This is a genomic window from Xanthomonas sp. GW, assembly GCF_014236815.1.
In the GTDB taxonomy this organism is placed as follows: domain Bacteria; phylum Pseudomonadota; class Gammaproteobacteria; order Xanthomonadales; family Xanthomonadaceae; genus Xanthomonas_A.
In genome coordinates, this window is record NZ_CP051189.1 from 3,083,412 (window position 1) to 3,099,101 (window position 15,690).

Genomic DNA, 15,690 nt, shown 5'->3' on the forward strand with positions numbered 1-15,690 from the left:
GCCGCGCAAGTCGGACGGGCCTGCCGTCCGTAGTGGAACGCTAGCCGATCAGGCGCGGCGCGCCATCATCAGCTTCTTGATCTCGGCGATGGCCAGCGCCGGGTTCAGCCCCTTCGGGCAGGTCCGCGCGCAGTTCATGATGGTGTGGCAGCGATACAGCTTGAACGGATCTTCCAGATCGTCCAGGCGCGCACCGGTGTCCTCGTCGCGCGAGTCGATGATCCAGCGGTAGGCCTGCAGCAGGATCGCCGGGCCCAGATAGCGCTCGCCGTTCCACCAGTAACTCGGGCAACTGGTCGAGCAGCACGCGCACAGGATGCACTCGTACAGGCCGTCGAGCTTCTTGCGGTCTTCCGGCGACTGCAGCCGCTCGCGGTCCGGCGGCGGCGGGGTCTGGGTGCGGATCCACGGCTTGATCGACGCGTACTGCGCGTAGAAGTGGGTCAGGTCCGGCACCAGATCCTTGATCACGCTCATGTGCGGCAGCGGATAGATCGGCACTTCGGCCTTGCCGCAGTCGGCGATCGCCTTGGTGCAGGCCAGGGTGTTGGTGCCGTCGATGTTCATCGCGCACGAACCGCAGATGCCTTCGCGGCAGGAACGGCGGAAGGTCAGGGTCGGATCGATCTCGTTCTTGATCTTGATCAGCGCGTCCAGGACCATCGGGCCGCACGCGTCCAGATCCACCTCATAGGTGTCGGTACGCGGATTGCTGTCGTCGTCCGGATTCCAACGGTAGACCTTGAAGGTGCGTGCATTCTTCGCGCCGGTGGCGGGAAAGTGCTTGCCCTTGCCGATCTTGGAATTCTTGGGGAGGGTGAACTCTGCCATGGCTTTAAAATCCGGGAATGGGGATTAGGGATTGGGGAGGTGTTGAGAGCAGGAAGCGACGTGTTTCGAATCCCGAATCACCAATCCCCAATCCCGGCTTTGGTCAGTACACGCGCGGTTTCGGCGGCACCACGTCGACGTCCTTGCTGAGCGTGTACATGTGCACAGGGCGGTAGTCGAAACTGCACTGGCCCTTGTCGTCGACACTGACCAGGGTGTGCTTCTGCCAGTTGACGTCGTCGCGGTCCGGGAAATCCTCGTGCGCATGCGCGCCGCGGCTTTCCTTGCGCTGCTCGGCCGAGTTGATCGTCGCCACCGCGTTGAGCAGCAGGTTGTTCAACTCGTAGGTCTCGATCAGGTCCGAATTCCACACCAGCGAGCGGTCGGAGACCTTCACGTCCTCGAAGGTGGCGTAGATCTCGGCCATCTTGTCCACGCCTTCCTTGAGCGTCTTGCTGGTGCGGAACACCGCCGCGTCGGACTGCATGGTGCGCTGCATCTTGTCGCGGATCACCGAGGTCGGCGTGCCGCCGTTGGAATTGCGCAGCTTGTCGAGCAGGCCCAACGCCTTGTCGCAGGAATCGCTGGGCAGGGTCTTGTGCGGCGCGCCGCTCTTGATGGTCTCGGCGCAACGGATCGCCACCGCGCGGCCGAACACCACCAGATCCAGCAGCGAGTTGGAACCCAGGCGGTTGGCGCCGTGCACCGACACGCAGGCCGCTTCGCCGATCGCGTACAGGCCGGGCACCACCGAATCGGGGTTGTCGCCGTCCTTGCGCACCACTTCGCCGTGGTAGTTGGTCGGAATGCCCCCCATGTTGTAGTGCACGGTCGGGATCACCGGGATCGGCTGCTTGGCCACATCGACGCCAGCGAAGATGTGCGCGCTCTCGGCGATGCCGGGCAGCTTCTCGTTGATCACTTCCGGGCCGAGGTGGGTCAGGTCGAGCAGGATGTGGTCCTTGTGCTCGCCGACGCCGCGGCCTTCGCGGATCTCGACGGTCATCGAACGCGACACCACGTCGCGCGAGGCCAGATCCTTGTAGTGCGGCGCGTAGCGCTCCATGAAGCGCTCGCCGTTGCTGTTGCGCAGGATGCCGCCTTCGCCGCGCACGCCCTCGGTGATCAGGCAGCCGGCGCCGTAGATGCCGGTGGGGTGGAACTGCACGAACTCCATGTCCTGCATCGGCAGGCCGGCGCGCATCACCAGGCCGCCGCCGTCGCCGGTGCAGGTATGCGCGGAGGTGGCGCTGAAGTAGGCGCGGCCGTAGCCGCCGGTGGCCAGCACCACGCCGTGGGCGCGGAACAGGTGCAGCGAGCCTTCGGCCATGTCCAGCGCGAGCACGCCGCGGCACACGCCCTCTTCGTCGAAGATCAGGTCCAGCGCGAAGTACTCGATCATGAAGCGCGCGTTGTGCGCCAGCGACTGCTGGTACAGCGTGTGCAGCATGGCGTGGCCGGTACGGTCGGCGGCGGCGCAGGTACGCTGCGCGGACGGGCCTTCGCCGTACTTGGTGGTCATGCCGCCGAACGGACGCTGGTAGATCTTGCCGTCCTCGGTGCGCGAGAACGGCACGCCGTAGTGCTCCAGCTCGATGATCGCCGGGATCGCCTCGCGGCACATGTATTCGATCGCGTCCTGGTCGCCCAGCCAATCCGAACCCTTGATGGTGTCGTAGAAGTGGTAGCGCCAGTCGTCTTCGCCCATGTTGCCGAGCGCGGCGGAGATGCCGCCCTGCGCGGCCACGGTGTGCGAACGGGTCGGGAAGACCTTGGTCAGGCACACCGTCTGCAGGCCCTTGGCGGCCAGGCCGAAGGTGGCGCGCAGGCCGGCGCCGCCGGCGCCGACCACGACCATGTCGTACTTGTGTTCGGTGATCTTGTAAGCGGACATCGAAATGGGGGTTCCTAGAGGGGGCGCCGGCGGATCAGGCAATGCCCAGCGCGATGCGCGCCACGGCGAAGATGCTGACGATGGCGCCGAGCACGGCGACGAAACGCACGATGGTCTGCGCCGCGAGGGCCAGCAGCGAGGTGTGCACGTAGTCTTCCAGCACCACCTGCATGCCCAGCTGCGCATGCCAGAACGCGGCGATGAGGAAGCCGACCAGCAGGATCGCGTTCCACGGCTTGGCCACCGCCTCGGTGGCGGCGACGTAGTCCGAACCCATCAGGCCCAGCACGAAGATCAGGAACCAGATCGACAGCGGCACCAGCGCGGTGGCGGTCAGCCGCTGCACCACGAAATGCTCGGTGCCGGTCTTGGCCGCGCCCAGGCCGCGGACGTTCTTCAACGGGGTACGGTAGCGGTTCATGCGGCGGCTCCCAGCAGCACGTAGGCCCACACGGCGGCAGTCAGCACCAGGCTCAGGATCACCGACAGCCAGCCCATGCTGACGAAGGCGCGCACCGCGTAGCCCTGACCGAAGTCCTGCAGGATGTGGCGCAGGCCGCCGAACAGGTGGAAGGCGAAGCTCCAGGTCCAGCCGAACAGGAACACCTGTCCGTACCAGGCGCCGGCGATATCGCGGAAGAGGTTCCAGGAGGACGGGCCGAGCATCAGCGCCAACAGGCCGGCGGCGATGACCAGGGCTCCGATCGACAGCACGATGCCAGTGGCTCGATTCAGGATCGAGGTCACCATCTGGATCTGCCAGCGATAGACCTGCAGGTGGGGGGAAAGAGGACGTTCGCGGGTCGCCATTCGCTGGGCTCGTTGTCTCGGCTGGGCGGCGTGCTTAAGGCCGCGTTGGCTCAAAGCTGCTCAAAAATCGATGCAGCGTCCGTTTTTCTCCCAGTCGCCGTAGCGCGTCGGCTCGAGGCCGCCGCGACCGCCGATTTCCCGCGGCGCAGGCGTCGCTTCCGGAGTGTTCTCCTCGGCGGGTCGCTGCGTTTCGGGATCGGGCTCGGGTGTGGGGGTTGGTTGGCCTATCATGCGGGTCTCACAACAGCGTAATTTTAGTCCTCCCCCTCGTGCCTGACAACCTGAATCTCACTTCCGCCGGTTTTTCCGCGCTCCCAGACCTGCAATACGTGGCCTTGAGCGGCGCGGATGCAGTGGCTTTCGCCCAGGCGCAGTTCGCCAACGACGTGCAGGCGCTGCACAACGGCCACTGGCAATGGAACGCCTGGCTCAGCGCCAAGGGCCGGGTGCTCGCGCTGTTCGCGCTGCTGCGCCGCGCCGACGACGACTTGCTGGTGCTGCTGCCGGACGGCGGCGCGACGGAACTCGCCACGGCACTGAACCGCTTCGTGTTCCGGCGCAAGGTGCGCATCACGGTACGCGAGGATCTGTATGGCTTCGGGCGCTTGAGCATGCCCGAGCAGGCCCGGGGCGCGACGTCTGCGCCTGGTGACCACGGCGTGATCGAGCTGGACATGGGCGGCGACGCGCTGCCGCGCACGCTGCTGCTGGCGCCAACGGCTGACGCGGGCCCGGCCGATCCCGCATTCGCCGCGGCGTGGCGCCAGGCAGATCTGGCACTGGGCCTGGCCCGGCTCGATCCCGGCCAGCGCGAGCAATGGACCCCGCAGCAGCTGGCACTGGACCGGCTGCACGCGTTCAGCGTGAAGAAGGGCTGCTATCCGGGCCAGGAGATCGTCGCCCGCACCCATTTCCTGGGCAAGGCCAAACGCGCGCTGCAATTGCTTGAAGTGGACGGCGTGGCCGAGGTCGGCGCGCAGGTGCTGCGCGATGCACAGCCGCTGGGCAGCGTGGTCAGCGTCGCCGGCACGCTGGCGCTGGCGGTGCTGCCGCTGGAGGAGGCGCCGCCGACCGGTTTGTCGATCGACGCACATCCGGCGCACTGGCAGCCGCTGCGCGACGGTCTGGCACGCTGAGCGAGCCTCGCGGCTCGCCTTCCCTGCCCTCCTCGGCAGCGCACTGCGTCGGCGCGGCGGCTCTCTCGAACGCGCCGCGGCCGATTGACGCGATGACTCAGGCCGGCGACAAACGCTCGCCGCTCTCCGGATCGAAGAAGTGCAGCGCCTCGCCGCGCACCGCCACGCGCAGGCGCTCGCCCAGGCCCGGCAGCGTGCGTGGCGACACCCGCATCACCAGCGGCTGGCTGCCGTAGCTGAGGTTGACGAAGATCTCGTTGCCGACCGGCTCGATCACCTCGATCGTGGTCTCGAACCCGCCCTGCCCGTCCTCGCTGGGCTGCAGGTGTTCCGGGCGCACGCCGATCGCGATCGGCCGGCCCAGCCATTGCGGCGCGACATGCGCGCCTTGCAGCGGCACGCGGCTACCGTCGGCCAGTTGCAGCTGCTGCAAGCCGCCCTCTTCGACCAACTGGCCCTGCAGCACGTTCATCGCCGGGCTGCCGAGGAAGCCGGCCACGAACAGGTTGGCCGGGCGGTCGTACAGCGCCATCGGCGTATCGATCTGCTGGATCAGCCCATCCTTGAGCACCACGATGCGCTGGCCCAGGGTCATCGCCTCGACCTGGTCGTGGGTCACGTAGATCATCGTGGTGCCGAGCTTGCGGTGCAGCTGCGCGATCTCGGTGCGCACCGAATGGCGCAGCTTGGCGTCCAGGTTCGACAGCGGCTCGTCGAGCAGGAACACCGCCGGCTCGCGCACCAGCGCGCGGCCCAGCGCCACGCGCTGGCGCTGGCCGCCGGACATGGCCCGCGGCAGCTTGTCCAGCATCGGGGTCAGGCCCAGGGTGTCGGCGGCAGCGGCGACGCGGCGCGCGATGACGTCCTTGCTCTCGCCGCGCAGCTTCAGCCCGAACGCCAGGTTCTCGGCCACGGTCATGTGCGGGTACAGCGCGTAGCTCTGGAACACCATCGCGATGTCGCGGTCCTTCGGCGCCACGTCGTTGACCACGCGCTCGCCGATGCGCAGCTCGCCGCCGCTGATCTCCTCCAGGCCCGCGATCATCCGCAGCAGCGTGGATTTGCCGCAGCCCGAGGGCCCGACCAGCACCATCAGTTCGCCGTCGGCCACTTCGAAGCTGGCCCCGTGCACGGCGACCTGGCCGTTGTCGTAGACCTTGCGGATGTTGTCCAGTTGTACTTTCGCCATGGTGCGGTATCCGGTTTCCGGCTGGAGAGACGGGCTGCCGCCGGTCCCTCCCGAAGGCAGTGCATACGAATGCGCTTCGCATCGTGCCAGCGACACAGGCAACAATGGGATCGCAATGCGGTATTCTGCCATGTAACCGTTTTCACGGGGCAACATCGACGCCTGGGAGGGCTTGCGATGCGAACCGCCAGCCGCCGCCTTCCCGGCGTGCGCCGAGCGCCGGCTCTGATGCTTGAGGCATTAGACAGGTATGCTCAGAGGTCTGGCAGTCGTATTCATCTCCCGGATCGTGCGGTCCCGCCTGGCGGTCGTCATCGCTATGCCCCCGCGCGAGCTGCAGGACGGATACAGGCCGCTTCCGCCGCTTGCTTACCAACGCCACGTCACTACTAGCCCCCAGGTGATCGACGAAATGTCACCCGAAACCGAAAACCGGTCGATGCACGATACGTTCCTGCTGTTTGGCGCCACCGGCGATCTGGCCCAGCGCTACCTGTTCCCGTCGCTGCTGCGCATGCTCGACGACGGCTTCCTGCCGGAAGACTTCCGCATCCGCGCGCTGGCGCTGTCGCCGCACGACACCGCCAAGTTCCACGAGATCCTCAAGCCGCGGCTGCAGGCGGCGATGCCGCAGGTCAGCGAGGCGGTGATCCAGTCGCTGCTGGACCGCACCGACTACCGCTCGGTGGACCTGCGCAACGCCGAGTCGGTGGCCGATGCGGTGCGCGAGCTGGCCTCGCGCAAGTGCGTCAGCTACCTGGCGATCCCGCCGGGGCTGTACATCAGCACCTGCCAGGGCCTGGCTCTGGGCGGCGCGCTGGCCGCGCCGAACCGGCTGATGCTGGAGAAGCCGATCGGCCACGACTCGGCCAGCGCGCGCGAGATCCTGCAGGCGATCGGCGCGCTGATCGACGAGGACCGCGTGTTCCGCCTGGACCACTACCTGGGCAAGGCGGCGGTGCAGAACCTGATCGCGCTGCGCTTCGGCAACACGCTGCTGGAGGCGGTGTGGAACCGCAACTACATCGAGTCGGTGGAGATCCTGGTCGCCGAGAGCGAGGGCGTGGACGGCCGCGACGCCTACTACGCGCGTTCCGGCGCGTTGCGCGACATGGTCCAGAGCCACATCCTGCAGCTGCTGTGCCTGGTGGCGATGGAGCCGCCGGCCTCGCTGGAGGCGGACCGCATCCGCGACGAGAAGGTCAAGGTGCTGCGCGCGCTGCGTCCGCTGCAGGCCGCGCACGCCGCGCGCGACAGCGTGCGCGGGCGCTACACCGCCGGCACCATCAACGGCCAGCAGGCGCAGGCCTACCAGCCGCCGGAAGGCAGCGACGTGGAGACCTTCGTCGGCGTCACCGCCTACATCGACAACTGGCGCTGGGCCGGGGTGCCGTTCCGGCTGTGCACCGGCAAGCGCCTGGCCGAGCGCACCACGCGCATCGTGGTCACGCTCAAGCCGGTCACCCACTGGCTGTTCGAGCGCCCCGACGCGCAGCACGTGGCGCCGAACCGGCTGACCTTCCAGCTGCAGCCGCAGGAGAACATCGAACTGGGCCTGATGAGCAGCCTGGCCGGCCCGGAATGGGGCGCGCTGGAACTGCAGCCGCTGGAACTGGAACTGTCGGTGCCGACCGGCCTGCACCGCCGCATCGCCTACGAGCGGCTGATGCTGGACGCGCTCAACGGCAACCACGCGCTGTTCGTGCGCGACGACGAAGTGCGCGCGGCCTGGGCCTGGATCGACAGCGTCAGCGATGCCTGGGCGCAGGCGCAACTGCCGCTGCTGCCCTACCCGGCCGGCAGCTGGGGTCCGCAGGAAGCCGAACGCTACGTGTCCGCCGACGACGCCAGCGCCGTGCAGCGGGACACGCCGTGAGCGCGCCGCTGCGGCCGGTGCTGGTCGCCGACATCGGCGGCACCAATGCGCGCTTCGCGCTGGCCGACCTCGGCGCCTCCACGCCGCTGCTCGACGACAGCACCCAGACCTATGCGGTGGTGGAATTCCCGTCGCTGGGCGACGCGGCGCGCCACTACCTGCAGCAGACCGGGGTGGACGCACGCAGCGGCGTGTTCGCCGTGGCCGGCCGCGTCGACGGCGACGAGGCGCGGATCACCAACCATCCGTGGGTGATCTCGCGTTCGCGCACCCGCGCCATGCTCGGCTTCGACGAACTGCACCTGATCAACGACTTCGCCGCGCAGGCGATGGCGATCAGCCTGCTGCAGCCGCAGGACGTGGTCCAGGTCGGCGGCGCGGCGTGGCAGCCGGCGCCGATCGCGCAGCCGCGCAACTACGCGGTGATCGGCCCGGGCACCGGCCTGGGCGTGGGCGGCCTGCTGATCCGCGGCGGCCGCTGCTACCCGCTGGAGACCGAGGGCGGCCACGTCAGCTTCCCGCCGGGCACGCCCGAGGAAATCCGCATTCTCGAGCTGCTGTCGCAGCAGTTCGGGCGCGTGTCCAACGAACGCCTGATCTGCGGTCCCGGCCTGGTCAACATCCATCGCGCGCTCAGCGAGATCGCCGGCGACGACCCCGGCCCGCTGCAGCCGGCGGACATCACCGCGCGCGCCGCGCAGGGCGACTACCGCGCGATGCGCACCATCGACGTGTTCTGCGCGGTGTTCGGCGCCATCGCCGGCGACCTGGTGCTGATGCAGGGCGCCTGGGACGGCGTGTTCCTGACCGGCGGGCTGGTGCCGAAGATGCTCGACGCGCTGCAGCACTCCGGCTTCCGCCAGCGCTTCGAGCACAAGGGCCGCTTTTCGTCGATCATGGCGCGAGTGCCGTCGCTGGCGGTGATCCACCCCCGTCCCGGTCTGCTCGGTGCCGCCGCCTATGCGGTCGATGCCGAACGCGAATCCCCAGGAGTCGTTGCATGAGCCCCACGTTGTCCGATCGCATCACCCTGATCCGTTACGACGATCCCGATGAATGGATCGACGCGGCGGCGGCCGAGATCGGCGACGCGCTGCGCGCGGACATCGAGCTGCGCGGCAACGCGCGGCTGCTGCTGTCCGGCGGCACCACGCCGGCGCCGGTGTACCAGGCGCTGGCCGAGCTGCCGCTGGACTGGAGCAAGCTGGAAGTGGGCCTGGTCGACGAGCGCTGGCTGTCGCCGCAGGACAGCGACAGCAACGCCTATCTGGTGCGGCAGAGCTTCCTGGAGCGTGCCGAAGGCGCGCGCTTCGAGCCGCTGGTGCGGGTCGGCAAGCCGCTGCAGGATTGCGTGCACGCCGCCAACCTGCATGCGCAGCACGCGCCGGCCGCGTGCATGGCGGTGCTGGGCATGGGCGGCGACGGCCACACCGCGTCGTTGTTCCCCGGCGCCACCGACCTGAACAAGGCGCTGGCCAATCCGCTGCCCTACGCCGCGCTCGACGCCACCGGCTGCCCCGGCGCCAACACCTGGCCGCTGCGCATCACCCTGACCCCGGCCGGGCTGGCGCCGATCGGCCAGCGCATGCTGCTGCTGCGCGGCAAGCAGAAGCTCGACGTGCTCGAGCGCGCGCTGGCCGGCAGCGATCCGCACGAATTCCCGATCCGCGTCGCCTTCGACACGCCCGGTGCGCGCTTGCGCGTGCTTTGGTGCGAGTGAGGCCGGGATTGGGGATGCGAGAGTGGGGATTCGTAACAGCAAAGCGCTGCCGCATTCCCGCTCTTTCGAGTCCCGAGTCCCCGGTCCCGAATCCCGACCACAACACCCCCACACTTCATAGCCACGTCAGCCAATGAGCCTGCATCCGAAAATCCACGCGATCACCGAACGCATCCGCGCGCGCAGCGTGCCGTCGCGGCGCGCCTACCTGGCCGGCATCGACGCCGCATTGCGCGACGGCCCGTTCCGCAGCCGCCTGAGCTGCGGCAACCTGGCGCACGGCTTCGCCGCCTGCGGCCCGACCGACAAGAGCCGGCTGGAAGGCGGGATCACCCCGAACCTGGGCATCGTCACCGCCTACAACGATATGCTGTCGGCGCACCAGCCGTTCGAGCACTACCCCGAGATGATCCGCAGCACCGCGCGCGCGCTCGGCGCCACCGCGCAGGTCGCCGGCGGCGTGCCGGCGATGTGCGATGGCGTGACCCAGGGCCGCCCGGGCATGGAACTGTCGCTGTTCTCGCGCGACGTGATCGCCCAGGCCACCGCGATCGGCCTCAGCCACGACATGTTCGACACCACCCTGTACCTGGGCGTGTGCGACAAGATCGTGCCCGGCCTGCTGATCGGCGCGCTGGCGTTCGGCCACCTGCCGGCGGTGTTCGTGCCGGCCGGGCCGATGACCCCGGGCATTCCCAACAAGCAGAAGGCCGAGGTGCGCGAGCGCTACGCCGCCGGCCAGGCCACCCGCGAGGAACTGCTGGCCGCCGAATCGGCCTCCTACCACGCACCCGGCACCTGCACCTTCTACGGCACCGCCAATTCCAACCAGGTGCTGCTGGAAGCGATGGGCGTGCAGTTGCCCGGCGCCTCGTTCGTCAATCCGGGCACGCCGCTGCGCGACGCGCTGACCCAGCAGGCCACCGAACGCGCGCTGCGCATCACTGCGCTGGGCAGCGATTTCCGCCCGCTCGGCCGGCTGATCGACGAACGCGCGATCGTCAACGCCGCGGTCGCGCTGATGTCCACTGGCGGCTCCACCAACCACACCATCCACTGGCTGGCGGTGGCGCGTGCGGCCGGCATCGTGCTGACCTGGGACGACCTGGACGAGCTGTCGCAGATCGTGCCGCTGCTGACCCGCGTGTATCCCAACGGCGAAGCCGACGTGAACCATTTCGCCGCCGCCGGCGGCGTGGGGTTCGTGTTCCGCGAACTGATGGACGCCGGACTGATGCACGACGACCTGGCCACCATCGTGCCAGGCGGCATGCGCGCCTACGGCGACGAGCCGTGCGTGCAGAACGGCGCGCTGGCCTACGTGCCGAGCCCGGCCAAGAGCGCCGACGAATCGGTGGTGCGCCCGGCCTCCAACCCGTTCGAAGCGCAGGGCGGATTGCGCCTGCTGCGCGGCAATATCGGCCGCTCGCTGATCAAGCTGTCGGCGGTGAAGCCGGAGTTCCGCACCATCGAGGCGCCGGCCGTGGTCATCGACGCGCCGCAGGCCTTGAACAAGCTGCACGCCGCCGGCGTCTTGCCGCACGACTTCGTGGTGGTGCTGCGCTACCAGGGCCCGCGCGCGAACGGCATGCCGGAACTGCATTCGCTGGCGCCGCTGCTGGGCCTGCTGCAGAACCAGGGCCGGCGCGTGGCGCTGGTCACCGACGGGCGCCTGTCCGGCGCCTCGGGCAAGTTCCCGGCCGCCATCCACGTGACCCCGGAAGCGGCGCGCGGCGGCCCGATCGCGCGCGTGCGCGAAGGCGACATCGTGCGCCTGGACGGCGAAGCCGGCACCCTGGAAGTGCTGGTGGATGCCGCCGAATGGGCGGCACGTGCGCTGGCGCCGAACACCGCGCCGGCCGCGCACGACATCGGCCGCAACCTGTTCGCGATCAATCGCCGCGTGGTCGGTCCCGCCGACCAGGGCGCGATGTCGATCTCCTGCGGCCCGCCCGCGGCCGACGGCGACGACTGGAACTACGACGCCGAGTACGACCTGGGCCGCAGCAGCGAGGCCGCCGACGCGCCGCACGAAGCGAAGGACGCCTAAACCTGCGGCCGACCGGCGCCATACGGCGCCACGCCACCCCAGCGTCGGTCGCCTGCGGCCGATGCACTCCCGCCCTCATCGCGACTACGAGATTGCCATGACGATTGCCGAACACCAGAACACCGCCGAACAGCTCCTGCGCGCCGCCGGCATCCTGCCGGTGGTGACCGTGCACAGCCTGGACGAGGCGCGCCGCGTCTCCGCCGCATTGCTCGAAGGCGGCCTGCCCGCGATCGAGCTGACCCTGCGCACGCCGGTGGCGATGGACGCGTTGGCGATGCTCAAGCGCGAGCTGCCGGACATCAAGATCGGCGCCGGCACCGTGCTCACCGAAACCCAGCTGCAGCAGGCGATCGACGCCGGCGCCGATTTCATCGTCACCCCGGGCACGCCGCCGGCGCTGGCCGACGCGCTGGCGCGGGCGCCGCTGCCGGTGGTGCCGGGCGCGGCTACCCCGACCGAACTGCTGGCGCTGATGGCGCGCGGCTTCCGCGTCTGCAAGCTGTTCCCGGCCACCGCGGTCGGCGGCCTGGCGATGCTCAAGGGCCTGGCCGGCCCGCTGGCGGACCTGAAGCTGTGCCCCACCGGCGGCATCGGCGAAAGCACCGCCGCCGAGTACCTGGCGCAGCCGAACGTGGTCTGCATCGGCGGCTCGTGGATGGTGCCCAAGGACTGGCTGGCCAACGGCGAGTGGGACAATGTGCGCGAGAGCGCGGCGAAGGCGGCGGCCATTGTGCGCGGGATTAGAGATTAGGGATTCGGGATTCGCTAAAGCCCGGTTCCCCGCGATCGGGAAACAAAAAAAAGCGCCGGCATGCCGGCGCTTTTTTTGCTTTTGCTGTTGCGAATCCCTAATCCCCAATCCCGAATCCCGGCCTCAACGCACCTCAATCTGCACATCCGCCGGCAACGAACGGATCCGCAGCTCGCCGTTTTCCCACTGCGCCGCTTCGCCGTTGACCAGGGTGCGCCCGGGTTCGCCCGGATACGGCCACGGCAGCACCAGGCCGCCGCTGGGCACGCGCAGGCCGCCGCCGATGCCCAGGGTCAGGCGATTCTTCTGCCGGCGCAGCTGGTAGCTCAGTTCGCCCTGCGGAGTGCGCAGGTCCTGGATGGCGATGCCCTTGCCGTCGAACCACGCCGCCGGCACGCCGGCCGCCAGCACCAGGCTGTCGTCGATGTCGCGCGCATAGGCGAACATGTCCAGCGTCGAGCGCACGAAGTCCGACGCCACCCAGGCGTGCGGCAGGTCGCCGACGAAGAACGGCTTGCGCGGCGTGCGCGAGACCACTTCGGCCCACTGGTTCCACGGCTGCGGCGCGCGGTCCTTGAAGAAGAACTGGGTCGCGTCCCAGGCGCGCTCGCGCCAGCCCAGGCGCACGAACGCGGCGACGTTGCGCCATTCGTACGGGGTGTAGTCCTTCCACTCGCGCTTGCCGTCGCGGCGGCTGGCGAACTCGCCCCAATAGCGCTCGAAGGTGTTGCCCAGCAGCTGCGGCGGCAGCCGGCCCTGCTCCCCGCCCGGCGCCAGCGCGATGGTCGTGGAGGTGGGATCGAAATCGCCCAGCTCGGCCGACCCGGGCAGGAAATCGATGTGATGCTGCTGCGTGGCGGTCTGCAGCGAGGCGTACAGGTCCTGGCGGAACTCGTCGCGCGCGGCGGCGAAGCGCGCCGCATCGTCGACGCGCCCCAGCACGGCGGCGATCTCCACCGCGTCCTTGTAGCCGCGCAGCGCCCAGAAGTTGTCCCAGTACGAATGCATCGGCTTGGCCGAATAGCCTTCGTGGCTGATCGACACCGGCATCATCCCGTAGAACGCCGGATTGCGCGCCCGGTTCTCCTCGGTGCGCTCGCTCTGCCGCAGCTGTTCCATGTACTCGTACGCGGCCAGCACATGCGGCCACATCTTTTCCAGGAATGCGCGGTCGCCGCTGTAGCGGTAGTAGTCGGCGACGCCGAAGATCAGCTCGCCGTGACTGTCGTTCTCCGGCACCGGATCGCTGCCGCGGTCGTCCACGCAGCACGGCACCATGCCGTTGGCGAACTGATACGGCGCGTACCACTCCAGGTATTCGCGCGCCACGTCGGCGCGGCCCAGGCGCAGCAGGCCTTCGGAAATCATCGCGCCGTCGCGGATCCAGCTGCGCGAATACGAGCGCGTGCCCGGCTGCAGGCGCGGCCCGATCCGCGAGATCAGCATGTGCGCCAGCGCGGTGCGCAAGGTGTCGGCCAGCGGCTTGCCCTCGGCCGGGACGTTGACCTGCACCCGGTCCAGCTTCTCGCGCCACTGCGCGGCCACCTGCTGTTGCGCACGCGCCGCGTCGAACCCGGACGGCAGCGCCTGCGCGCCGGTCTGCGGGATCAGCAAGGCCACGTCGCGCACTTCGCCCGGGGCCAGGCGCCCGCGGTACAACAGCGCGCCCGAGGCCAGGCCGTCCGCATCCTGCGCCTGCTGCGGCAACGCGGCGGTGTCGGCGGCCAGGCGCTCGATGTCGATGCCGGCGTCGAACGCGGTGGCATAGGCCGCGTCGGGCTTCTGCACCGCGAACACGCGCGGCTGGCCGTTGACCTGCACCTGCGCGCCGTCGAACGCCAGCGAACGGATCGGGCTGACCCCGCCGACGGTGTTGAGGAACTGGCTGGGCGGGTTCACCTGGAACGGCCGCACCGCCAGCGCCAGTGTGTAGTCGTGCGGCTTCTTGCTGGGGTTGCTGAGCCGGTAGCGCGCCACCAGTTGCGCCTGCTCCGGCGTGCCCTGCACGAAGGCGGTGATGCGCAGGCCGGCGTTGTCGTGGCTCCAGTCCACGCTGGGGATCGGCAGGTAGTCGTCCTGCAGGCTCTGTGCGGTCTTCACGTCGGCCCAGCTCAGGCGCTTGCCGTCCAGCAGCAGGAACGGCTCGATGCTGAAGCCGCCCTTGCCCACTTCGATCGCGCCGTCCTCGCCGACCAGGCCCTGCTCGCGGCCGCCGTCCAGGCCGACGATGGTCCAGTACGGCTGCTCGCCGCTGAAGCCGCGCGGGAACCAGCCGCGGGTGGAATCGGCCGCCACCGACTTGACGAAGTCGTTCGGGGTCGCGGCGAAGGCCAGCGGCTGCAGCGCGATGTCGGCGATGCCGTAGCGGAAGCTGGGGCCGTCCTCCAGGTCGATGCGCACATAGCGCGCTTCGGTCTCGGGCATCGGCAACCAGTCGGTGCCGCCGTTGCCGGCGGTGACGTTGCGCAGCTCGCGCCAGCTGCGGCCGTCGGCCGAGCCCTGCAGCTTGTAGCGCGAGGCATACACGCCCGGCGCCCACTGCACCTTGGCGCCGCCGAACTCGCGCACCTTGCCCAGGTCGAGCATGATCGTCTGGGTCTTGGCGTTGCCGCTGTACCACACCGTGTCCGGCTTGCCGTCGGCGATGCGCTGCTCCAGCGCCGGCGCGGTGTCGGCACTGACCTTCACCGTCAGCGGCGAGGTGTCCTGCGGCGGGAGCGGGGTCAGGGTCAGTTGGTCGAAGCACACCGTGCCCTTGCCGCCGACCTGGTTGTAGATGGTGAACTCGACCTGCGCGCTGCGCTTGAGTTCCTTGTCCGGACTCGGCCCCCAGGCCTTGTCGATCTGCCGCTTCTTGAAGCTGACCGTGCTCCACTGCTTGGGGAAGTCGTAGCGCGGCCGGTTGACCCACCACACGTTGTCGCCGCTGGCGTCGACCAGCTTGAACTGCAAGTCGTTGCTCGGCGAATCGCCGCGCAGCTGGAATGCGAGCTGGTAGTTGTCCGGATAGTCGATCGGGATCGCGCGGCGGATCCCGGCGTAGCCGGAGACGCCGTTGAAGTCGTAGTCCAGGCAGATCGCCTTGGCGCGGCCGCCGCTGGCGGCCTGCACCAGCCGGGTCGAGGCGGTGACCTGGTTGGAGACCACGATCTGCCAGTTGTCGAGATTGTTGAAGCCGTCCAGCGCGACCGGCGCGGTCGGTGCCGCGGCGAAGGCCTGCGCCGCCGCCAGGCCCAGGATGGCCATCGTCCACCGTCTGCTCGTCATCGCCGCTGCCGTCATGAACCTCGTTCCCGTTGTGTCGTTGGCTTTTTTCCCAGGAGGGGCTTCAGCCCCGACGCGTTACCGGTAGGGCGTCGGGGCTGAAGCCCCTCCTACAGCTACATCCTCAGCATGGCCGGCAGTTCAGCGCCGAGCGACGCAAGCGCGT

General features: G+C 69.1%; 13 protein-coding genes. 6 read left to right on the plus strand and 7 right to left on the minus strand.

Annotated elements, in window-relative coordinates; all coding sequences use genetic code 11:
* Positions 1-48: 48 nt before the first annotated feature.
* The 5 genes from HEP73_RS13275 to HEP73_RS13295 form a co-directional block, all read right to left on the minus strand.
* Complete coding sequence (locus tag HEP73_RS13275; RefSeq protein ID WP_145700444.1) at positions 49-831, minus strand: succinate dehydrogenase iron-sulfur subunit; 783 nt, start codon at positions 829-831, stop codon at positions 49-51.
* Positions 832-934: 103 nt separating this feature from the next.
* Positions 935-2,725, minus strand: a complete 1,791-nt coding sequence (gene sdhA, locus HEP73_RS13280) for a succinate dehydrogenase flavoprotein subunit (RefSeq protein WP_185820342.1) — start codon at positions 2,723-2,725, stop codon at positions 935-937.
* A 34-nt stretch (positions 2,726-2,759) separates the two neighbouring features.
* Complete coding sequence (gene sdhD / locus HEP73_RS13285; protein WP_184411015.1) at positions 2,760-3,146, minus strand: succinate dehydrogenase, hydrophobic membrane anchor protein; 387 nt, start codon at positions 3,144-3,146, stop codon at positions 2,760-2,762.
* On the minus strand, positions 3,143-3,535 hold the full coding sequence (sdhC, locus tag HEP73_RS13290; protein WP_185820343.1) for a succinate dehydrogenase, cytochrome b556 subunit: 393 nt from the start codon (positions 3,533-3,535) through the stop codon (positions 3,143-3,145). Before sdhC ends, sdhD begins: the two co-directional genes overlap by 4 nt.
* 60 nt (positions 3,536-3,595) lie before the next feature.
* Complete coding sequence (locus HEP73_RS13295) at positions 3,596-3,766, minus strand: DUF1674 domain-containing protein (protein WP_179564016.1); 171 nt, start codon at positions 3,764-3,766, stop codon at positions 3,596-3,598.
* Positions 3,767-3,804: 38 nt separating this feature from the next.
* Here HEP73_RS13295 and ygfZ point away from each other — a divergent pair, with 38 nt between their 5' ends.
* On the plus strand, positions 3,805-4,671 hold the full coding sequence (gene ygfZ, locus HEP73_RS13300) for a CAF17-like 4Fe-4S cluster assembly/insertion protein YgfZ (RefSeq protein WP_185820344.1): 867 nt from the start codon (positions 3,805-3,807) through the stop codon (positions 4,669-4,671).
* A 97-nt stretch (positions 4,672-4,768) separates the two neighbouring features.
* Here the strand turns inward: ygfZ and HEP73_RS13305 are convergent, their stop codons facing one another.
* A complete protein-coding gene (locus HEP73_RS13305; protein WP_185820345.1) occupies positions 4,769-5,860 on the minus strand; it encodes an ABC transporter ATP-binding protein in 1,092 nt (363 codons plus the stop codon).
* Positions 5,861-6,272: 412 nt separating this feature from the next.
* Here HEP73_RS13305 and zwf point away from each other — a divergent pair, with 412 nt between their 5' ends.
* The 5 genes from zwf to HEP73_RS13330 all read left to right on the plus strand — a co-directional run bounded on the left by zwf (position 6,273) and on the right by HEP73_RS13330 (position 12,260).
* Positions 6,273-7,736, plus strand: coding sequence for a glucose-6-phosphate dehydrogenase (gene zwf, locus HEP73_RS13310; RefSeq protein WP_255423492.1), 1,464 nt, complete (start codon positions 6,273-6,275; stop codon positions 7,734-7,736).
* Positions 7,733-8,740, plus strand: coding sequence for a glucokinase (gene glk, locus HEP73_RS13315; RefSeq protein WP_185820346.1), 1,008 nt, complete (start codon positions 7,733-7,735; stop codon positions 8,738-8,740). Before zwf ends, glk begins: the two co-directional genes overlap by 4 nt.
* Entirely contained in the window at positions 8,737-9,456 is a 720-nt protein-coding gene (gene pgl, locus HEP73_RS13320; RefSeq protein ID WP_185820347.1) for a 6-phosphogluconolactonase, read from the plus strand. Before glk ends, pgl begins: the two co-directional genes overlap by 4 nt.
* A gap of 133 nt (positions 9,457-9,589) precedes the next feature.
* Entirely contained in the window at positions 9,590-11,506 is a 1,917-nt protein-coding gene (gene edd, locus HEP73_RS13325) for a phosphogluconate dehydratase (RefSeq protein WP_185820348.1), read from the plus strand.
* Positions 11,507-11,603: 97 nt separating this feature from the next.
* On the plus strand, positions 11,604-12,260 hold the full coding sequence (locus HEP73_RS13330) for a bifunctional 4-hydroxy-2-oxoglutarate aldolase/2-dehydro-3-deoxy-phosphogluconate aldolase (RefSeq protein WP_185820349.1): 657 nt from the start codon (positions 11,604-11,606) through the stop codon (positions 12,258-12,260).
* Positions 12,261-12,383: 123 nt separating this feature from the next.
* Here the strand turns inward: HEP73_RS13330 and HEP73_RS13335 are convergent, their stop codons facing one another.
* On the minus strand, positions 12,384-15,506 hold the full coding sequence (locus tag HEP73_RS13335; RefSeq protein ID WP_458309688.1) for a discoidin domain-containing protein: 3,123 nt from the start codon (positions 15,504-15,506) through the stop codon (positions 12,384-12,386).
* Positions 15,507-15,690 lie beyond the last annotated feature (184 nt).